The organism is Algibacter amylolyticus, from assembly GCF_014202225.1.
GTDB classification, from domain to species: Bacteria; Bacteroidota; Bacteroidia; order Flavobacteriales; family Flavobacteriaceae; genus Algibacter_B; species Algibacter_B amylolyticus.
In genome coordinates, this window is record NZ_JACHGE010000004.1 from 83,949 (window position 1) to 104,436 (window position 20,488).

Sequence of the window (20,488 nt, forward strand, 5' to 3'; positions counted from 1 at the left end):
TATTAGTTTTAAAGAATGATATAAATCAGTTATCTTTAATCACTTTACCAATTAAACCATTAAAACTTATATGTTTCAGCAAGATAAAGATATAACTAAGGTGCTTTTAGATGCTGTTTCCGAAGGCGTTATAGTAGTTGATGAACACCAAAACATTGTTGAAACTAACGATTCTGCCAACAAAATGTTTGGTTATGCTAAGGGCGAACTCATAAAACAACCACTAAATATTTTAATTCCTCAAAATTATCATGCTGGCCATGGTGCTCATTTTAATGGTTTTATGAAAGATAAAGCTCGCCGACAAATGGGACATGGTCGCGATCTTTATGGCGCACGTAAAGATGGTAGTGTTTTTCCTGTGGAAGCAGGACTTAATCCGTTTACTGTTTACGGAAAAGGGTATGTTATGGCTCTAGTAATAGACATTAGCGAGCGTAAATACATGGAACAAGAACGCAACCATTTGGCTAGTATTTTTCAAGAATCACTTAATGAAATATATGTATTTGCTAACGATGATTTAAAATTTATAAACGTTAACTATGGTGCGCAAAAAAACATAGGTTACAGTTTAGAAGAGCTTAAAACCATGACTCCTGTTGACATAAAACCAAACTTTACAGAATCACAATTCAGACAAAAATTAGAATTACTTAATGATACCAAAGAAGAAAAGATTGAGTTCGAAACTGTACATCAACGAAAATCTGGTAGCACTTACCCTGTAAATGTACATGTACAACGTTCTAAACTAGGTGACAAAGATGTTTTTTTAGCCATTATTTTAGATATAACGGAACAAAAAAATTATACTGAAAATTTGGAGAAAACGGTTGCTGTGCGTACCGCAGAACTAAAAACAGCTTTAGCTACCGAAAAGGAATTAAACGAGTTAAAAACAAAGTTTTTATCTATGGTTTCGCATGAATTTAAAACACCTTTAAGCGGTATTTTAACGTCAACCAAGTTATTAAATAAATACAAATTAACCGAACAGCAAGATAAACGAGAAAAACATATTAATACCATTACAGAAAAAGTACAATACCTTAATACTATATTAAATGATTTCCTTTCGATAGAAAAACTAGAGAAAGGTAAAATCAATTATAAATTTGCCACTTTTAAGTTAAGTAAAGTTCTTAACGAGGTTATCTATAATGCCAATATGCTATTAAAAGCTGGACAAAAAATTAACTACCCAGAGAATATAGATGATATTTCGTTATACCAAGATGAAAAAATATTAGAACTAACTTTATCCAACTTAATCTATAATGCTATAAAGTACTCTTCTGAAAACACGATTATTGACATAAAGATTTCTCAAAATAAAACAACTACCGTTTTTATAGTAAAAGATAATGGTATTGGTATTCCGGAGAAGGATCAAAAAAACATATTTAATCGCTATTTTAGAGCTGAAAATGCATTACTAATACAAGGTACAGGTATTGGATTGAATATTGTAAAAGACCATTTAGAAAGCTTAAATGGCAGTATAACATTTAAAAGCAAAGAGCACGAAGGTTCAACATTTACTATAGAACTACCCAATAAAGCACAACAATGAAAACAGTATTATTAATAGAGGACGACACCGTATTAAGAGAAAACACAGCCGAGTTATTAGAGCTTTCGGACTACGAAGTTATTACAGCTGCCAACGGGCAAATTGGTCTTGAAGTTGCAAAAGATAAAAATCCAGATATTATAATCTGTGATATCATGATGCCTATTTTAGATGGATATGGTGTATTAGAAGGCCTATCAAAAGATAATAGCACCAAATTTATACCGTTTATATTTTTATCTGCCAAAACAGAAAGACAAGATGTTAGAAAAGGCATGAATATGGGAGCAGACGACTATATTACAAAACCCTTTAATGAAGATGAAATTTTAAGCGCTATTGAAAGTAGAATAGCAAAAGCTGCTATTTTAAAGGAAGAACGCGAATTAGCTTTAAATGATTCAACTATTCCAGAAGAACAATTAAGAACAATTAACGACCTAAAAAATTTCTTCGACGATAATGGCACCATTTTTAACTACAGTAAAGGCGACATTATTTACAAAGAAGGTAATAACTCTAATTATGTCTATTTAATTTTAAAAGGTGTTGTAAAGTGTTATAAATTTGATGAAAAAGGAAAAGAACTTACCACAGCCCTTCATAAAGAAGATGATCTCTTTGGCTATACATCATTCACTCAAAATATACCTTACCGAGAAACAGCAACAGCTTTAGGAGAGTTAAAAATGGTTGGTGTTGCTAAAAACGAACTAAAAGATATACTAGACCAAAACCACAAGGTAGCCCTAGAAGTTATTCAATTACTAACCGATGACATTACAGGAGTTAAAGACCAATTATTGCAAATGGCTTACAGTTCTGTACAAAGAAAAACAGCATCAACAATTATAAGATTTGCCGAAAAAATAAATTCGAAACCTGAAGATCCTATTAAAATTTCTCGTAATGATTTGGCAAGTGTAGCTGGAATTGCGACAGAAACATTAATAAGAACCTTGTCCGATTTTAAAAAGAAAGGCCTCATAGAAATGGAAGGCAGAAATATTAAAGTTATTAATCTTCAAGAATTACAGGATATCTACTAGCCTAATACACAAGTATTTCTAATATGATGGATATCATATTTTAATAGGCTTCATCATTTTAGATTTGTATTTACTAAGAAATTTAAAAGATGAATGTTTTATTACCTACGGACTTCTCAGAAAACTCATGGAATGCTATTTCGTATGCCATTGCTTTTTTTGAAAATACGGAATGTAATTTTTACCTACTTCATGTTAACAGAATTGAAGGTATGGTTGCTAGTGCAGAAAATTATATTACAACAGAAGACGTTATTGAAGAAATTTACACCAAGCCTTCTCGCACTAAATTAAGACAGCAATTAAAACAAGTTAGAGAGAACCATAAAGTAAGCAAAAACCACCGTTTTTATACACTTACCGAAAATTATTTCTTTTTAGAAGCCATAAGAAAACATGTTGAAGAAAAGAAAATAGACATGATTGTTATGGGCACCAAAGGTGCATCTGGCCTTAGCAAATTCATTGTTGGCAGTAACACTGGCGATGTTATTACCAAAGTGAAATGTACCACCTTAGTAGTACCAGAATGTGCAAAATATAATAAGCTACAAGAGGTTGCATTTACATCAGATTTTAACCTCACTTACGATCTTAATATACTACAACCATTAACAAATGTATTAAAAGATACAAAAGGCAATTTACGAGTTATTCATATTCAAAATAAAGACACTACATTAAATCCCGAACAACTTAATAATAAGGAATTACTAAATGATTATTTTGAAGAGTTTAATCCAAGTTTCCATTTTCTTACCAATAAAAATGTTGAAGATGCTATTGAATGCTTTGTAGAAAGCAGGTCTGTAGACATGATAGCAATGGTTGCCAAAAACCTAAATTATTTTCAAAATATATTATTTCATTCTAAAGTTGAAAAAATAACATACCATACAGATATTCCTTTTTTAGTATTACACGAATAGGGTATTTATGTTAACTTAAACAAGCCCCTAACTCATTTTAAAACAACACCTTAAAACAACAGCGCTGATATATATCATAGTTTTTAGTTTTTTTTAAACATACTTTCATAACAGAAATCTAAAAACAATTATTATGCTATCTATTTTAATTCCTACGGATTTTTCAGAAAACTCTAAGAACGCCATTAACTATGCGCTAGAATTTTTTAAATATCAAAAAACAGAATTCTATTTCATGCATGCGTATCAAAATGAATTTTACGATCATGAGGAATTAGCCTCTCGAGACGTTTTTAATGATATTTTAACTCGTGTTAGAAATGAGTCGCAATCTAATTTAGAACAACTTATTACAGAGGTAAAAAAAACAGCGCCTAATCCTAGATTTACCTATCACTGCATTTCGGCTTATAACACTTTAATAGAAGAAGCTAATCTTATTGCAAATGCAAAAAATATAGATTTGATTGTTATGGGCACTAAAGGTATATCAGACGAAAGGCATATTGTATTTGGCAGCCAAACATTTCAAGTTTTAAAATATGTGCCATGTCCTGTTTTGGCTATTCCTTCCAATTACACCAATACTCGACCTAAACGAATTTTATTCCCTACTAATTTTTTAATGCCTTATAAGCGTCGCGAGCTAAAACTACTTTCCATTTTAGCCAAACCTAACAGAAGCTGCATCGATGTTTTATATGTTTCTAAAATTAACAAACTTTCCATAAGACAAGAAGATAACAAAGCATTTATAAAAGATGCCTTGAGTGAAAACGAAGTAAAATTTCATCATGAAGACAGCATAAAAATAGCCGACACTATCAAGACTTTTATAGAAGAGAAAGATTTCGATATGATTACCATGGTTAATACACAGCATTCGTTTTTAGAAGATATGTTATTCCCTTCTAATATCGATAAGGTGAGTCTTGGGTTAACTATACCCTTATTAGCTATGCAAAACACAGCACGTGTTTAATATTTAAAATCATAAAAAAGATGCTATTACTTCTAGGTCTTTTTTATATGATGCTTAATCTCAATTAGTATTCGTGCTTCATTTTAAGCTAAACTGGCTTAACCGAATAAGTATAAAAGTTATTATAACATGAATATTTCTAATATAGATATTATTAAGTCCTCTGGTGAAAAAGTGAAATTTTCATTGGAAAAATTACGAACATCCTTAAAACGATCTGGGGCAGATAACCAAGTTGTCAATCAAATTATAGATAAGGTTCGTGATGAGCTCTACCAAAGTATATCAACCAAAGAAATATATAACAGAGCGTTTGCATTACTTAAAAAAAGCAAGAGTCATTTTGCTTCAAAATACAAACTTAAGAAAGCCATTTACGAGTTAGGACCAACTGGCTTTCCTTTTGAGCGTTTTGTTAGCGCTATTTTAAAGTATTCGGGCTACAAAACAGAGGTTGGTACTATTTTACACGGCAAATGTGTTTCGCATGAAATTGACGTTATAGCACGAAAAAATTCTGAAGCGACTATTATAGAATGTAAATTTCATAGTGAAGAAGGTCTTAACTGTAATGTTAAAATTCCTCTGTATATCAATTCTAGATATCAAGACATAAAAAACAATTGGCAAAAACTAAAAAAAGACGAAGAGTCACTTACCCAAGGCTGGGTCGTTACTAACACAAGATTCACCAAGGACGCCATACAATATGGTAATTGCTGCGGACTGTATTTATTAAGTTGGGATTACCCATTAAACGATGGTTTAAAAGATAGAATTGATCGTTTAGGTCTATACCCAATTACCGTGTCTACACTGCTTTCTCAGCGTGAAAAAAATTTTCTTTTAAGTCGATCTGTAATCCTTTGCAGAGATTTAATTAACGATAAATTTTATTTAGATCATCTTGGTGTTTCCGAGACACGGAAAAATAAAATTCTAGATGAAATTTCACATTTATGTGGCTAAAAATATATTAACATGGAAAAATTTGTAAAAATCAGTTTTTTAGGTGCGGCAGGAGTTGTTACGGGTTCTAAATTTTTAATTGAAACTTCAGAAAAAAACATCCTTATAGATTGTGGTATGTTTCAAGGCTTAAAAGAACTTAGAGAACTTAATTGGGAAAATCTTCCTATAGATGTAAGCATTATCGATGTCGTTTTATTAACGCATGGCCACTTAGACCATGTTGGCTATCTGCCACGTTTGATAAAACAAGGCTTTAAGGGCAAAATTAAAGGCACTGCTCCTACTTTGGCTATAGCAGAAGTAATATTAAGAGATAGCGCTAAAATACATGAGGAAGAGGCGAAAAAGGCAAATGAGGAAAATTACACAAAACACAGTCCTGCTTTACCATTTTATTCCAAATTAGATGCCGAAAAAACCATTAAACAATTTGAAGTAGAGATTGAAGATACTTGGATTCAATTATCAGAGCATATAACTTATCGCTTTCAATACAATGGCCATATTATAGGCGCAACCTTTATAGAATTAGACATTAACGGGAAGCGTTTTGTGTTTTCTGGAGATATAGGCCGAAAACACGATTACTTACTATACGCTCCTAAAAAACCTGAAAAGGCCGACTTCATATTTATTGAGAGCACCTATGGTAACAAATTACATCCGGCAGAAAATATTGAAGATGTACTCACCCAAATTATTTTGGAAACCATCAATAAAAAGGGGAATCTTATTATACCTAGTTTTGCGGTAGAGCGCTTACAAATGCTCATGTTCATTTTATGGAAACTATATCAAGACAATAAAATTCCAAACATCCCAATATTTGTTGATAGCCCAATGGGTAATAACGTGTTGGATGTTTTTAAACGTTTCCCTAAATGGCATAAACTATCGCCTAAAGAATATGCTGCTATGTGCGAGCATGTTAACATAATTCAATCCTACAAAGAAACCTGGGAAACCATTGACGATAAACGCTCTAAAATTGTGATTGCAGGAAGTGGTATGGTTACAGGAGGACGCGTTTTAACCTATTTACAACAACTTATTGATGAGCCTTCAACTACAGTGCTATTAGTTGGCTATCAAGCAGAAGGCACTCGTGGCAGACAATTGCAAGAAGGCGCACACGAGATTCGGTTTTACGGAAAATACTATCCTGTAAAGGCTACTATAAAAAACATTGAAAGCTTATCGGCTCATGCAGATCAACAAGACCTATTAGATTGGGTTAGCGATATTAAAAACACACCAGAAAAAGTATACCTTATACATGGTGAACCAACAGCATTAGACGCGTTTAGAGTAAAACTGAAAGACCTATATAATTGGGACGCTACCATACCTAAGCTAACCGATGTAAGTAAGTTAATGGTTTAAAATTAAGTTAGTATAACTGATAATTATCATTTTATAAAAGCCTCACTAAAAGTAATTTAGAAAAATATAAAACAAAAACTTGGATTATTAAGCAACTTACAAAAACGATTTCCTAAAGCTGAACAGGTTATCACACTTTTGTAACGCGCAAGAAAGCAGAACATGATTTAAGGGAATTGTGTTTTGCTTTCTTATTAAACACACACACCATGAAAACCACACAAAAACATTTACGCTACGCAGAATGGCTTAATGCTGAAGAAATGCATGAAGCTTCAAAAGAATGGCTATCTGAATTAAATTTTATTAAAGATGAGCATCTCTTTTTTGAAGATTTAGTAACCGAATTTACTTCTCAATTAATTGCCCTTGGTAATTTTTCTAGTGTTAAAGAAGTTATTGATGCCATAAACCGATCGGACAAGGTAAATAACCAGCTGTTAGAAGCCGTTAGAAATCATGAAAACAAGTTACAAATAATGGTTGATGGCGTTGATGAGTTAGATTTAGAAAAAGCCTACATTAAAGAACATAGTAATTTAATAGTTTCTATAAACAAATTTTTAAAAGAATACAGAGTTCTCAAAACACAGTTATTTAATATTATTAAAATTATCAAGAAGGAAGATAAATCTAAACATTTACTCGATAAAATTTAACATAGTGCTTAAAAGAGGAAAAAGCAGAATGTTGTGTATCTAAACTGTATTAAGTGAAATAAAAAAAGCCTTTCAATTTCTTGAAAGGCTTTTAACTTAGTAGCGGGAACTGGACTCGAACCAGTGACCTTCGGGTTATGAGTTTGAAAAAACACCCGAATTTATCGCCCTTTATGCTTTATTTTAATAAAATCGTGTACGAGAATGTGTACTCTGATTTATAATTTCACATCTAATATAATCATTAATTTTTGACTAATTAGTTTAAAATTAAAAACGGTAATAAAAATTTGATTTTTTATTTTTACCTCGTGGATAAACATTAAAATATTGATAAATTATTATTTTTACTCGTAATTTAAAACATAGAATAAAGTTCAAATTTCTTGAAAAAGTTAATGACATACAACGAACAACTATCTACCAAAGAATGGCTCTCTAAAAGAGAAGAAATAATTAATAGGGATAATAGCAAATGTCAACATTGTAATATCTATAGAAGTGAAATATTAGGATTATCATCAAAATTTGGCGTTAAATCATATTTTGAAATGAGGGAAAATGATTTTTCATTACAAAGAAAAAAAAACACCAATGACTTTGTTATATATAAAAAAAATTGGGAAGCTGATTGTAAATTTATTGGCACTTCAAAAGCCTTAATTAAAATTGAAGATTTATTGTTTGCACAGAAATATGTTGAGCAACCGTTTGTTATCAATAAATATATTCATGTCTGTTTTAACCAGTCTCAATCGGAGAATTATTATGATTTAAATGTACATCACAAATATTATCAGAAAGGGAAAAGTGCTTGGGAATATGATAATGAAGCTTTAATTACGCTATGCAGAATTTGCCATAAAAAAGAACATATGAGAAATAAAATCCCAATACTTGATAGCAATGGCATATTTGTTGAAATGTCAAAAAATTGTAATCGCTGCGATGGATCTGGATATTTATCAGAATATAAACATGTTAAAAATGGTGTGTGTTTTGGATGTATGGGTACTGGTAGTATAAATATATATTAAACCCGAAACTCCTGCCTAAGAAATTTTTATTTAGGATAACGTCCACACTTAAATAGAATCCCTATCAATGCCTTTAAACAACTCATCTTCCTTTTCTATTAAAGGATCATACCAATCTGCCTTATCTTTTATCCATTGTAACCAATTTTTAAGTTCATCAGTGAATTGATTTCTTTCCCTTGCATTTTTTTCAACTGCTAAAATATAATTCCTTAAATCCATAGATTTTTGCCATCTACTTGAATTACTAATAACCGCTTTAAATTGATTTAGATCCTTTTCTCTTCGTTGCTTTAATTCTTCTTCAATCTTGCGTCGCCTTTCATTTTCTGCCCATCTAATTTCATTTTCAATCCGCTCCTTAGTCTTCCGTTTTGCAGAAATTTCAAGATACGCCACAATAGCAGCAAGTCTATCTTCTAATTTTATCGTTTTTACATCAGTCCATTCATGTCGTGGATAATTTTCATCTTTCAAGCATAATTTCCCTGTTGGATAATACTTAGCTGTTTGCCAACTATATTCAGACTTCTCCATTACCCTTTTATCTATTTCTCTTAATCTTAAAACAAAATATTCACCATGAATAATGTACCTTAAACCATTATAGTTAGAATATTTATGGTTTCTTATATTCTTAACTTCATGTCCTCGACACCTTAATAGTTTTATAAATGTATCCCCGAAAATAAGCCCCCTCTCTACTAAATCATCTGAAACAGCAAGACTTAAAACACCGTCTTTAGGCTCATCCACATCGTATGGCCATTTAGCTTTTCTAGTTAACTTTAAGTGTTTTTTTGTGGATATAACTTCCTTAACTGGTTTATTTAATTTATCAGGAACAGTTAGTGGTAAATTTTTATCATTTTTTATTTCCCTTATGAGAAGATTTAATTCCGAAACATTATTAAGACTTTCTTCACCTTCCAGTCTTTTGGGTAAAGTTATATTATCAAAATTTTTATCAGAAGAAGACAATGGAATAACATTAACTTCTTTGTTATGTTTTAATTTTTGCCAATGTCCATTTGGAGGTAATGGAACATCGTGTTTTTTACATAGGTTTTTAAAACCTGTATTAGAAATTGCATACTCTTCTAGTATTTTTGAAACTGGTGTTGACCAAACTAAGTTATACAATTGATTCCTTGTAAAAACTTGTTCCTTTTTATGAATTTCAGCCATTTTATTTTAATTTCTCAAATCTCAATCTAGGCAATACAATCTTATACTCTTTATCATCATTCTTATTATACCAATAGATAATATATTCCGCTGAAGCACTTTCTATTTCGTAGCCTTTTTTTAACATGGGCTCATATTGTTCAGTAATAAGTTTCCTTGTGACTTCAACACTAAGCCAAGTACTTCATTATCAACAAAAACCTTTAAATCCTTTATTAGTTTTTGGGTTAACTTCAATATCTAAAAACAAGATGTTTTGCTTATTATTTGAATTTTAATTTTCTTAGACTAATCCTGTATAACTAATACGTTATATAAATTTTAAAGACGCTTCAATCTTGCCTATAAGTTCTATTTTAACGGCTTCAAATTCTAATTGTAATGTCTGTTTATTTTGAATATCCTTTTTAAAAAGCTCCCTATTAATTATTGGCAATTGACAAGCTCTTATTTGAATATTTTCATCCTTAGCAAACTCATCCGTAATATTTATTTCAGTTGTTCCTTCTATGGATGTACTTAACATATTTGGATAATACAAAACAATCTCATTAATCTTAAATCTTACGGCATAGGCTAACATTTGATAGAGATCTGTTTGCGAAATGCCTTTTTCACAAATAACACAATATCACTCAGAAAATAAATAATTACGTTCCTTAAGATATTTCTCCACTTGCTTTACTGGAGAATTACCCGTACTTATTAATCGTTCTAAAACTTTCTTAAATTTTTCATTAAAAGGGTTCTCCCTCTTAAAAAAGTCATCTTCTTGGTATATAAATGCATGCGTTCTTTGACTGCCTGATTCTAAATCAATCTGTTGAAAACTTTGTGAGTTAACAAACTGTTCACGAAAATACTCCATAAACTCAGCTCTATCGATATCACGATTAGTGTGGTTTCTAATTTCCACACATAACCACAATGAGTTTGTTCGCATTAATTCTGAAGCAGGTGCAACAAAAAAATACAAATCATATAATTTATCTTCTCTTCTAAACCATTTACTTGTCTTAACATAACCATGTTCCAAAAAAACAGTATTAATTTGACTTTCAATATGATTTTCCGCAGCTTCCTTTTTCTTTAAAATTTCATTAATCGCGCTGTAGTTTTCAGTTATTTCTTGAACAATGGTATTCATCTCTGGTGTATGCTTTAAATGAAAGTAATGACTTTCAATGTTTTTAAAATATTCTCGTAAATAAAAAATATCAGTATCGCTAACCTCATCAGTTAGCTTTATATTTTGTTGGACACGCTGAATAAGCTCTTTATGCGTAATATTTAAAAAATAATTACCATTATTCAACTTTCCTTTACTGATTTTAAATGGAAATAATGTGAGTAAAATTCCAAATGGTATTTTCTTTTTACTTTTAAGATGTGCCCAGTAAGTATTTAATGGGTTTGCCAGATGGTGATGAATTTTATTCTCGATACCAATAACCCAATTATCCCCTTCCAAAACAATATCAATACTTTTTGTTTTTGTTTGTGCACCTGTGGTTTGCTCCTCCGTTTTAACTTTCTTGATTTCATCAAAAAAACTTATGTCATTAAATTTAATTTCAGGGTGCTTTTTTTTTATGTCATTTATTTTTTCAATTGCTATTGCTTGAAGAGATTCAAAAAACAAGTTATCAAAACCGTGGTCCTCCTTTGGGTCGAAAAAGTAAGCAAGTATATTGCTATTACGTATTTCTCTATGTTGTATTTTTAAAATATCGAATAAATTCTTCCGCGGCCTCTTTGGTAGGGCAGGTATCTTAGCTTTAAGTAAAGTTATTTCTTTTGTTATCTCTAAATTATCTGATTTCATTCTAATTTAATTAATTTCAATTGTCTAGCAATATCTTGAGTGTATTTAGACAGTGGTCTTTTTGCTAATACTTCTAGTTTATACTTTTGTATAACTTCAAATAATATTTACTTTATAAGTCCATTCTCCCAAAGCGCTAAAACAACATCCATTTGTGAATTGTGCCTTTTATCTCCAAGGTTTAATTCTCCCCATAATTCCTTTGGTGAAAATGATTTATTTGGATTGTTTTTTATAATCTTTATTGCATTTATAGCATATTCTTTATTTTTAATAGACTTTGTATAATTTCCTTTAGGAACACCTTTTACGTAACCATCTTCACATAAACCTAAAAAAGTGTTTTTTGGGCAACCTTTTACTTTAGCGCTTTCAGAATCAAAATCTTTAACAGCAATTTCCCATGATTCAATTGGGTTTTGACTTTCTTTAACTGCGTTTATTGCCGCTGTACCATATTTATTCATAGCTCTTTCTATTATTATTAAATTCAAAATCCTTAAAAGCATCATTAATCAAAAGTTCTAAGTCCTCCCTAACTTTCATGATTTTCTTTTTTGATAGGTGTTTTTCAATACTTGGATGGTATAGTAATCTTAATGATTTATAAAATTTAAAGGTTCTTTCTACAATATTTTTAACCGTAGTATATTCATCTGCATCAATCTGAAATTGGGGAGTGAGCAACTTATCTTTGTAGTTAACATAAAGGCCTTGATTTTTCAAATCATTAAACTCTTGCAACTTTTCTATTCGTTTACCAGAATCTACAAGTGGCTGAACAGATTTAACCAAATCATTCAAGCCATTTAAACCCCAATCGAGCCATTTTACTTTAGTTTTAAATAATGGCTTTTCTCTTTGCTCTTCCCAAATAGTTATTGTTTCCATTAGACTAGAACCAACTTCTACGAGTTGCGCTACCTCATGCCTTATTTTATGATCACTAAAAAACCTTTTAGCACCTTTAATTAAATACACTTTGTAACCTTGACTATGTAAAAAAACTAAAGTTGCTTTTATAACTTCCTCTGAACTTAAAATTAATAATGATGTTGCGCTACTATACGATTTATTTGTTTCTGCTAGTAGAATAGCATCTTTTCTGAGTTGGCGTGCATTATTGTAGATAACTATATCTAAACCTCTAGATTCAATCGCAGAAAGGTTTATAAATTTCCTCATTTATTTGTTTAACTTTTTTAGTCTGTATCTTATATATTACCTCTTTTTTTGAACAACTCAAAAAGGTAACTCCATTACAATTAGATCATATTGTGTTTTACTTAATGGTTTATAACCATTTCTAATATAAGCCTGAACAAAGGTTATAGCTATCTCAAGTTTGTCAGAATCAATTACTTTTTTATCATCTTCTGCTAATTCAATATTACTCAAAAACTCATGAAAATTATCCCAACCTTCTTGATAGAACTTTTGATATAAACTTATATTTAAGGGGTCTTCAATTAAATCAAGAAGAGAATCTTGATTTGAGAATATTTGAGCCAAATTAAAATTTGGTTCGTAACCGACAGACCCTACCTCGCTATCACTAATTATTTCTCTAATTGACATAAATAAATGTGAGTTAAAATATTCCGTAAACCGATTTTGAATATCATTTCTAATAGCCAGGTTTAAATCATTTGATCTTATAATTTTTTTATCTTCAACAATAGCTTCAACATGTTGATTGTAAACCGAAGCCGTAACATCTGGCTTAGCCTTAATTCGAATAAGATGCTTTAGTTTTTCTAAGAATAAAGCTTTAAGATCCTCTTCACTAAATTCATTATTTTCAAACCTATTTAACATGCCAGAGCTATAATTTTGACGACTCTTTTTTCTTTTTAAATCCATATTCACATCTCTTAACATAAAGTCAAGAAAGCCTAGCGAATCAACATTTATAATTTTTTGTATATCATCAATAAATGCTTTTTTATCTTTTGAATAGAAAGTATGAAAAGCGTTTCTCATTATATCTATACCCATCTGATCATCATAAGAATTACTATTAGGCAAAATAAAATTAAGGGTTCTTAAAGCATCTAAATATTGTTCTACGTTATCAGGTGAATTATTATAAATAAATTGTTTAATCTCATTTGTTGTATGAAAATTAATATTTTCATTTGTTTTTGAAATACTTTTAGCCAATCCAAATAACTTATTGCTTGCGTAAGCATTTTGTAATTGCGTTATTGAGACATTACCGCTCAAAATATTATTTCGTAAATAAATATCTGAATAGTATATCTTAGAAATGGAGTTTTGATTTGAGTGATAATATTTAACTGATTTTTTTCCATAAAGTCTACAGAAAACGGCATCAATAATTTGAATATCCTTGTTTGTATAACTTTTTAATTGTTCTTTTAAATTCTCTTGGCTCTTTAAATTGTATAAATAAACATTACTTAAATGATCGCTTCCAAAAACTACTGTATTATCATTATTCACATCGACTGTAGTAGTTCTCATCAGTATTTCATCTAAATTTGAAAAGACTAAATCATTTAAATCCCTATACTTATATATTAAAAGTTTATACAAAATATATTCTTGGGGAACAACATCACTTTTGCTTTCTAAAAACGAATAATTAAATTTAAACTCATTAATAAATCTTTTAACATCTCTATATGTAGGGATAAAATCTTGATATTTTAAATCGTAATTTGTTTCACAATATTCATTTTTTTGACTAGCGTCAAGAATATTATTTAAGCTAATATCATCAAAACTAAGTTCCAGATCTATGAATAGGTTTTTAAAAGCCTCATTGATAGCTCCTCTATCTTTCTTATTTAAATCAGTTGAAAAAGCAAGATCAACTTGTCTGAATAATTCTGTTATAATTAAATTTGAATCAAAGGGTAATAAGTTAATTTCGACATTAAAAATTTTATCTATATAATTATCTTTAGACTTTTCTATTGTCTCAACTACATATTTTCTATCATATCCTGCTATGAAAATGATGTTATTGAAATCTGATAAAGTTCTTATTAATTTTAATGTATTCAAGATTTCAGAACTCTCCAAACGATCTAAATCATCTAAAAGAATAATTATTTGTTTATCGATTTTCTTTATATTTTCATTAATACTTGTATAAAAATTTTCTAAGGTTTCATTTTCTGAGAGCAAATCCTTTCCTGTAGAAATTATATTATGTAATTCACTATTCGATAAACTTAAAATAGAATTAACATAATTATCAATATTATCAGAAATATCCCCTGAGTGAGTTTTAAGTTGATTTTTTAATTCTTCAAAAAAGTTTTCAATAATAGCATTAGATCCTTTATTTTTCCATATCCGATACCAAAAGACTATCTCCTTAGGGTTTTTATGCTCAAAATCTCTTTTAAATTTATGAAGAAAACTACTTTTACCATGTCCCCAAACTGCATTTAGGCCAATGCTAAACGATTCCTCTGGTTTAAAATGAGTTACTACAGAAATCAACTTTTGGAGTATAGCTTCATTATCAATTTCTTCACCAGTAAAAATCTTATCTTCAATAAAAAAGTTATTAGCAATATCATCCTTTGCCTTTCTTTTATACTCTTTAATCCAAACTCTTATTAAATTAAAAAAATGAAATGATGCTATTATAAAAACCCAATCAGCATAAACGAATAGATCATCTAACCACAAAAATTCAATATAACCGACAAAAACAATTCTTAAAAAAAAATAGATTGTAACAGCATAACAAACAAAAAAAGTAATACGTATATTATGAATAAAGGCCTTTCTAATCAGGTATATATAGGTGATAATTGATAGAGCTAAGATTGTGAAGAAACCTAAATTAAACGAGGAGCTATTATAGTTTAAATCATACCCTAAGAATAAAAGCAATTCACTTATCTGTTCAATAAAAATTAAGGACAATGAAACTGTAATTATATAAATTACAAAAAACTTTAAATTATCTTTTATCAAACCCATCCCTTTCCATATTTAACATTCTCTTTTTTATTATTTAAAAATCATTTCTTATTTGGCTAGCTGTTAACATGGACAGCTTACCCGCTAACAAAGCACTCGTCGTTTTTTTTTTCAGAAAATCTAATGTTTATATTTCTATTACATGTGCTGCTATACTAGTAGCGCTAAATAATAGTATTGTTTTCTTAGCTTAATTGAATTGATTAATTACGACTACATCTAAACATAACCAACTTGCTTATTAGAGTTCTTAAGTCCAATAATTAGGTAAAGTAGAGGAAGCGCTTCAATAATTGATAATAACATTAAAGTTGTTGTATTATCTGAAATAAAGCTGATAAAAATTATTACAGCAAAACTTATTAAGCTCCAGTAGGCAAATTTTGAAATCCTAGATGCTACTCCATCTTCTATTTTAGACATTTTTTTTCCTAGACTGAATAAATAATATATATGTAAACAAATTAATACAAGAATTAGAATAAAAACCATTGAAGATTGGGCATCCGGTAGGTTTAAAAGTTTTCTTTCCCAACTCGGTGTTCTCAGTAATCCATCTGCGAAATCTAAAACTACAGAAGTTACTATTATAATTATTAAGTCTTTATTTGCAGCAGTATAACTTAAAACATTGTTAAGATATCTTTTTATTCTGCTAAATACTTTATAAGTTGCTAAAATTAAAGCAGGCAATAAAAAGCGATAAATTCTATTCTTTTCCAGCTCAAAATACTCCATAACACCCATAATAATTAACATAACAAACAATAAAAGAGCATAAATATTTACACTTTCAATTTCATCAGTACTTTTAGGCTCAGTACTTGGAAACGGTGGTGGTTCGTTTTTAAAAAGATCTTTTAATTCGGGAAGCTGAGATGCTTTTATCCAGTTTTCCAGACCTTCTCGCCATACTAGTGTATCTTTTGAGATTTTACCTTTTAATGCTTCTTTAGACAACGGACCATTTTTTTGTCCAGCATTTTCATAATAATACATATTCAATATTTATTTGGGGTTAATTTTTTTTATAATATCTTTTAGCTTTTATACTTTTCTCTCTCCTCCGCAACCAAACCAAACTCCTGCGCTACCTCACCAAGATTCCCATCTGCATGGGAATGCGCTACGCGCACCTGCCCATTCCTTAACATTGGTAATAACCAATCTCTAAGCTCCTTATTCTTCATCACTAATAGATATATCTGTAACCTTTACATTTTTTAATGCATTTAATAACTCTTCTCTAAATTGATCAAAATCACCCACAACATCGGTATAACCACTAAATTCATAAGAAAAGCGATACGCTTCATAACTTCCAAAATCATCAACATACTTAGAAAACTCCATTTTATAGCTTGAAAAGGCTACATAATACGTGTCGTTTTCTTGTTCAAATGTTACAAAAGTATTCTGTTTTGGTTGTCTTGGCAATGCAATGACTTCTTCTAAAACTGTATATAAATGTCTTGCAGGACTGTATCCTATCGCTTTGCTTTTTAAGTTTTGAAAAAACTCTTGCAAAAGAACTATGGTATCGTTATTTAAGTTTATGTAGTTCTCTCTTTCAATAACAAGCACAAACTCTTCTAAATAACCGTGTTTACTTAAAGACACAATTTCATCATCAGATTCATAACTAAAATCATTTTTTACAAACTCTATTGGCAAAATAGAATCGTAACCATTTTTACCCAAAAACGTGTTGACTTGATGTATCATTTTCTCTATTGCTGATAATGAATGGTTATCTTCAGGTTGAAAAATTTTAAATACACCTACTTCGTCACGAAATTCAACATCAAAGCTTTTTGCATCTTCTTTAGTTGTTGGAAAATTATCTCTTAACCTCATTTCTCACCATATTTAGCATTATCAAATTTAGTATTATCCTCCGCAACCATACCCAACTCCTGCTCTGCCCTACCAAGATTCCCATCTGCATAGGAATGCGCTACGCGCACCTGCCCATTCATTAACATAGGCAACAACCAATCCCTAAGGGCTGAGAGTTTTTGGTTTTGAAATGAGTTGTTTATTATTTGGTCATAAATAGGGTTTGCTAGTTTATAATAATCTTTTAAAACTTCCAATGAAGGATTTATTATTAAGGAAGTGTCAACAGTTTTCTTATTAATATGTGGTTGTTGTGCACCAGTTCTCAAAGTCATTAATCTTGGTATTTCATTTACTAAATAAGGGTAAATAAATGATGCTTTTAATTTATCTGATTCTAAAATTCCAACGACAGATTGATTTGCACAAGCATCAATTCCTAAAATAGAAGGTCTCAAATGTCTAGTAATTGATAATACACATGTTCCCTTTGGCATTAATGAAGTTGCAGATTTAGAAATGGAATCTTCCGTAATATATTCTTCTGAGTCTATAATTGGAAAATTTGCTATTTCACCAGAATTTAACCAAGGAATATCTCCATCCCAAAATTCACGTATTTTGGTTGAAGGCGTTCCTCCTAATTCTGTTTTTAATACATCACCTAATTCATCAACCTCCCATCCCTCAGGAATCTCACGATTCAAGGCTTCATTAAAAACCATTAACCCACCAGACGATTTATAAGGTTTCCCAACTAAAGAGAGATTCCCTATCCGTTTCGCTTGGGCTTCACTTGTAGGGAATTCGAACTGTACAAACCAATAATCGTAAAGCGTTTTTGCCATCGCTTCTAATTCTTGGTTTATTTTGTTGTTGACTTCTATTTTAACTCTTATATTTTTATAAACATTTACAATACTCGTAAATGTTATAGTATCAGGTAATGCAATTGGTAATTTATTTAATTCTCTTTGATAAAGAGCAATAACTGTAGTTGTACCTTCCTTGATTCTATCAAGTAATTTTTTTGAAGATGGGATATTTAAAAAGGCATTTATAAAATAGTTCATTTCTGAATTTCCATTATCAATTCTCACTAACATATGATTATATAATATTTTTCTACCCTCTATATTATCTACTACACATGTTTTCCCTACTAATTGAAGACTATTTCTAACATTAATTAAAAAATCCCCATTATTTAATTTAAACTCTTTTAATTCTCTTTCAGAAGCTTCTGTTCTTTTTAAATTATCTAAATTTGCAGTACCATTTATATCAATATCTCCCATTTTGAGATATTCTACATTCCCTTCACCTAACTGACTGTTACTTCGAATCATACCTTGTTGATATGATCTCATTATATCCTCCCAAAAAAACCATTTCCAATTACTAGGCAATTTGTAAGGTTCTAATCTTTTAGTAATTGTAGACACAAAATTATCTTTCATACTTCAAACTCTTCAAATTATTCTGAATCTCCTTTTCTAAACCTTTAGACTCAGAAAATAAACTTTCTAAATTACTTTCAAACCCTTTCATTTTAGCAGTAAATTCTTCAGCAGTAATATCAGTATATTCAATTTTAACTTCAAAATATTGTCCTGCACTTAGGCTGTAGTTTTTGGCTTTAATATCGTCATAAGACACCACAACAGATAAATCATCTTTGGCTTCTTTCGCATTAAAAACGTTAATAATTTGTTGTTCTTCTGCTTCGCTTAAAACGGTTTTTTGGTTTTTACCTTCTTTTACTTTGGTTCCTAAATTAGAAGCATCTACCAACACCACATCTTTCGTGTTGGTTTTATCTAAAAACAAAATACTAACGTTGGTTCCTGTGGTGGCAAAAATATTAGAAGGCATAGATACTACACCTGCAAGCATTTTGCTTTCTACTAGTTTTTGTCTAATTTTTTTATCGATACCCGATTGTGCGGTTATAAAACCTGTAGGTACTACAATAGCCGCTTTACCTTTTACTGTTAAGCTGTGCATGATATGTTGTATAAACAGCAAGTAAATAGCCATAGAGTCTTTCTTACTTTTAGGAATATTGGGTATACCTGCAAAAAAGCGTGCTGCATTGGCTTTACTCTCTAAATCTCCACTATAATCACTGAAATCTAACTTAAATGGTGGATTAGACACAATATAATCAAACTGTTCTAATTGTCCGTTGTCTTGTTTGTGATACGGACTTAAAATGGTGTTACCTTGTATAATGTTTTGTATGGAATGTACCAGATTGTTTAAAATAAGATTTAAACGCAATAAGGCAGACGATTTTTGCGAGATGTCTTGCGAGTAAATGGTACACTTATCTTCGCCAATGGCGTGGGCAATATTCATTAACAAGGTTCCCGATCCTGCACTTGGGTCGTAACAGGTGACGTTGTTTACATCGTCTCCAGTTACCAAACAAGCTGCCATAATTTTGGCTACAGCGTGTGGTGTAAAATACTCGGCGTATTTACCACCAGAATTGGTGTTGTAATCTTTAATTAAATACTCGAAAATGGTGGCGAAAAAATCGAATTTTTGAGTGAATATATGTTCGAAACTAAAACCAACTAGCTTATTCACTAAGGCTTTGCAGAAGTCATCTTTTTTATCGGTAACGTATTTACTTAGGTTTTCAAACAAGACTACCTTTTCGCCTCCTTGTGTGAGTACTGAGAAAATATCGATATTGTCTTTGGCTACGCTTACTAAGGTTTCGTCAAAAATATCTGCAAAATTGTCTTTATTTTGTTGTTCGAATAAACGTGATAATAAGTTTTTAGGTGCAATACGTGCTGTGTTTTCACTTATTTGCATGGTTAGCATTTCTAAATCATCATCAGAATACTTTTTAAGTGCTTCGTCAAAATTTTCGGCTTTTGCTAAATCGGGTTCTAATTGTTTTAACTCGTAAACGTATTTATCGTTTAAGAATTTATATAGAAATACTTGGGTGATTATTTTAAATTCGTTTCCGTCATTTCCTAAACCATAATTGGCACAGACGCTTTTTAGGTCGTCTATAAGTGCTTTGGTTTGGGTTTCAAATTGTGTGGTGCTTGTCATATATA

Annotated in this window: 18 protein-coding genes; 8 read left to right on the forward strand and 10 right to left on the reverse strand. The window is 30.4% G+C overall.

The window, feature by feature from the left end:
• Nucleotides 1-70: 70 nt before the first annotated feature.
• From HNQ90_RS09975 to HNQ90_RS10010, 8 genes are all read left to right on the forward strand, one after another.
• A complete protein-coding gene (locus tag HNQ90_RS09975; protein ID WP_144115653.1) occupies nucleotides 71-1,576 on the forward strand; it encodes a sensor histidine kinase in 1,506 nt (501 codons plus the stop codon).
• A complete protein-coding gene (locus HNQ90_RS09980; RefSeq protein ID WP_144115654.1) occupies nucleotides 1,573-2,625 on the forward strand; it encodes a response regulator in 1,053 nt (350 codons plus the stop codon). Before HNQ90_RS09975 ends, HNQ90_RS09980 begins: the two co-directional genes overlap by 4 nt.
• 89 nt (nucleotides 2,626-2,714) lie before the next feature.
• Entirely contained in the window at nucleotides 2,715-3,554 is an 840-nt protein-coding gene (locus tag HNQ90_RS09985; protein WP_144115655.1) for a universal stress protein, read from the forward strand.
• A 133-nt stretch (nucleotides 3,555-3,687) separates the two neighbouring features.
• Entirely contained in the window at nucleotides 3,688-4,536 is an 849-nt protein-coding gene (locus HNQ90_RS09990) for a universal stress protein (RefSeq protein ID WP_144115656.1), read from the forward strand.
• Between the two features lie 129 nt (nucleotides 4,537-4,665).
• Nucleotides 4,666-5,505, forward strand: coding sequence for an ATP cone domain-containing protein (locus tag HNQ90_RS09995; protein ID WP_144115657.1), 840 nt, complete (start codon nucleotides 4,666-4,668; stop codon nucleotides 5,503-5,505).
• A 12-nt stretch (nucleotides 5,506-5,517) separates the two neighbouring features.
• Nucleotides 5,518-6,891 carry an MBL fold metallo-hydrolase RNA specificity domain-containing protein gene (locus HNQ90_RS10000; protein WP_144115658.1) on the forward strand — a complete coding sequence of 458 codons (1,374 nt, stop codon included), beginning with the start codon at nucleotides 5,518-5,520 and terminating at the stop codon, nucleotides 6,889-6,891.
• A gap of 209 nt (nucleotides 6,892-7,100) precedes the next feature.
• Nucleotides 7,101-7,550, forward strand: a complete 450-nt coding sequence (locus HNQ90_RS10005; RefSeq protein WP_144115659.1) for a hypothetical protein — start codon at nucleotides 7,101-7,103, stop codon at nucleotides 7,548-7,550.
• A gap of 398 nt (nucleotides 7,551-7,948) precedes the next feature.
• On the forward strand, nucleotides 7,949-8,587 hold the full coding sequence (locus HNQ90_RS10010; protein ID WP_144115660.1) for a hypothetical protein: 639 nt from the start codon (nucleotides 7,949-7,951) through the stop codon (nucleotides 8,585-8,587).
• Between the two features lie 48 nt (nucleotides 8,588-8,635).
• Here HNQ90_RS10010 and HNQ90_RS10015 read toward each other — a convergent pair whose 3' ends face one another.
• The 10 genes from HNQ90_RS10015 to HNQ90_RS10060 all read right to left on the reverse strand — a co-directional run bounded on the left by HNQ90_RS10015 (nucleotide 8,636) and on the right by HNQ90_RS10060 (nucleotide 20,483).
• Complete coding sequence (locus tag HNQ90_RS10015) at nucleotides 8,636-9,775, reverse strand: SH2 domain-containing protein (RefSeq protein WP_144115661.1); 1,140 nt, start codon at nucleotides 9,773-9,775, stop codon at nucleotides 8,636-8,638.
• 310 nt (nucleotides 9,776-10,085) lie between these two features.
• Nucleotides 10,086-10,358: a hypothetical protein gene (locus HNQ90_RS10020; protein WP_144115662.1), complete on the reverse strand. Its 273-nt coding sequence runs from the start codon at nucleotides 10,356-10,358 to the stop codon at nucleotides 10,086-10,088.
• A 48-nt stretch (nucleotides 10,359-10,406) separates the two neighbouring features.
• Nucleotides 10,407-11,600 (reverse strand): PD-(D/E)XK nuclease family protein, encoded by a 1,194-nt coding sequence (locus tag HNQ90_RS10025; protein WP_144115663.1) that lies wholly within the window; start codon nucleotides 11,598-11,600, stop codon nucleotides 10,407-10,409.
• 107 nt (nucleotides 11,601-11,707) lie between these two features.
• Nucleotides 11,708-12,067, reverse strand: coding sequence for a DUF6979 family protein (locus HNQ90_RS10030; RefSeq protein ID WP_144115855.1), 360 nt, complete (start codon nucleotides 12,065-12,067; stop codon nucleotides 11,708-11,710).
• Nucleotides 12,060-12,785: an AbiV family abortive infection protein gene (locus HNQ90_RS10035; protein ID WP_144115664.1), complete on the reverse strand. Its 726-nt coding sequence runs from the start codon at nucleotides 12,783-12,785 to the stop codon at nucleotides 12,060-12,062. Before HNQ90_RS10035 ends, HNQ90_RS10030 begins: the two co-directional genes overlap by 8 nt.
• A gap of 57 nt (nucleotides 12,786-12,842) precedes the next feature.
• Nucleotides 12,843-15,566 carry a KAP family P-loop NTPase fold protein gene (locus tag HNQ90_RS10040; RefSeq protein ID WP_144115665.1) on the reverse strand — a complete coding sequence of 908 codons (2,724 nt, stop codon included), beginning with the start codon at nucleotides 15,564-15,566 and terminating at the stop codon, nucleotides 12,843-12,845.
• A 219-nt stretch (nucleotides 15,567-15,785) separates the two neighbouring features.
• Nucleotides 15,786-16,565, reverse strand: a complete 780-nt coding sequence (locus HNQ90_RS10045) for a DUF4339 domain-containing protein (protein ID WP_144115666.1) — start codon at nucleotides 16,563-16,565, stop codon at nucleotides 15,786-15,788.
• Nucleotides 16,566-16,745: 180 nt separating this feature from the next.
• Complete coding sequence (locus HNQ90_RS10050; protein ID WP_144115667.1) at nucleotides 16,746-17,423, reverse strand: hypothetical protein; 678 nt, start codon at nucleotides 17,421-17,423, stop codon at nucleotides 16,746-16,748.
• Entirely contained in the window at nucleotides 17,420-18,865 is a 1,446-nt protein-coding gene (locus HNQ90_RS10055; RefSeq protein WP_144115668.1) for a restriction endonuclease subunit S, read from the reverse strand. Before HNQ90_RS10055 ends, HNQ90_RS10050 begins: the two co-directional genes overlap by 4 nt.
• Nucleotides 18,855-20,483 carry an HsdM family class I SAM-dependent methyltransferase gene (locus HNQ90_RS10060; RefSeq protein ID WP_144115669.1) on the reverse strand — a complete coding sequence of 543 codons (1,629 nt, stop codon included), beginning with the start codon at nucleotides 20,481-20,483 and terminating at the stop codon, nucleotides 18,855-18,857. The genes HNQ90_RS10055 and HNQ90_RS10060 overlap by 11 nt, the downstream gene beginning before the upstream one ends.
• Nucleotides 20,484-20,488: the final 5 nt, after the last annotated feature.

Excerpts from the sequence above, each read along its gene's own strand:
- HNQ90_RS10020 (WP_144115662.1), bottom strand. The coding sequence starts at position 10,358 with ATGTTAGCCTATGCCGTAAGATTTAAGATTAATGAGATTGTTTTGTAT.
- HNQ90_RS09975 (WP_144115653.1), top strand. The coding sequence starts at position 71 with ATGTTTCAGCAAGATAAAGATATAACTAAGGTGCTTTTAGATGCTGTT.
- HNQ90_RS09985 (WP_144115655.1), top strand. The coding sequence starts at position 2,715 with ATGAATGTTTTATTACCTACGGACTTCTCAGAAAACTCATGGAATGCT.
- HNQ90_RS10005 (WP_144115659.1), top strand. The coding sequence starts at position 7,101 with ATGAAAACCACACAAAAACATTTACGCTACGCAGAATGGCTTAATGCT.
- HNQ90_RS10035 (WP_144115664.1), bottom strand. The coding sequence starts at position 12,785 with ATGAGGAAATTTATAAACCTTTCTGCGATTGAATCTAGAGGTTTAGAT.
- HNQ90_RS10015 (WP_144115661.1), bottom strand. The coding sequence starts at position 9,775 with ATGGCTGAAATTCATAAAAAGGAACAAGTTTTTACAAGGAATCAATTG.
- HNQ90_RS10000 (WP_144115658.1), top strand. The coding sequence starts at position 5,518 with ATGGAAAAATTTGTAAAAATCAGTTTTTTAGGTGCGGCAGGAGTTGTT.
- HNQ90_RS10030 (WP_144115855.1), bottom strand. The coding sequence starts at position 12,067 with ATGAATAAATATGGTACAGCGGCAATAAACGCAGTTAAAGAAAGTCAA.
- HNQ90_RS09980 (WP_144115654.1), top strand. The coding sequence starts at position 1,573 with ATGAAAACAGTATTATTAATAGAGGACGACACCGTATTAAGAGAAAAC.
- HNQ90_RS09995 (WP_144115657.1), top strand. The coding sequence starts at position 4,666 with ATGAATATTTCTAATATAGATATTATTAAGTCCTCTGGTGAAAAAGTG.
- HNQ90_RS10050 (WP_144115667.1), bottom strand. The coding sequence starts at position 17,423 with ATGAGGTTAAGAGATAATTTTCCAACAACTAAAGAAGATGCAAAAAGC.
- HNQ90_RS10040 (WP_144115665.1), bottom strand. The coding sequence starts at position 15,566 with ATGGGTTTGATAAAAGATAATTTAAAGTTTTTTGTAATTTATATAATT.
- HNQ90_RS09990 (WP_144115656.1), top strand. The coding sequence starts at position 3,688 with ATGCTATCTATTTTAATTCCTACGGATTTTTCAGAAAACTCTAAGAAC.
- HNQ90_RS10010 (WP_144115660.1), top strand. The coding sequence starts at position 7,949 with ATGACATACAACGAACAACTATCTACCAAAGAATGGCTCTCTAAAAGA.
- HNQ90_RS10055 (WP_144115668.1), bottom strand. The coding sequence starts at position 18,865 with ATGAAAGATAATTTTGTGTCTACAATTACTAAAAGATTAGAACCTTAC.
- HNQ90_RS10025 (WP_144115663.1), bottom strand. The coding sequence starts at position 11,600 with ATGAAATCAGATAATTTAGAGATAACAAAAGAAATAACTTTACTTAAA.
- HNQ90_RS10045 (WP_144115666.1), bottom strand. The coding sequence starts at position 16,565 with ATGTATTATTATGAAAATGCTGGACAAAAAAATGGTCCGTTGTCTAAA.
- HNQ90_RS10060 (WP_144115669.1), bottom strand. The coding sequence starts at position 20,483 with ATGACAAGCACCACACAATTTGAAACCCAAACCAAAGCACTTATAGAC.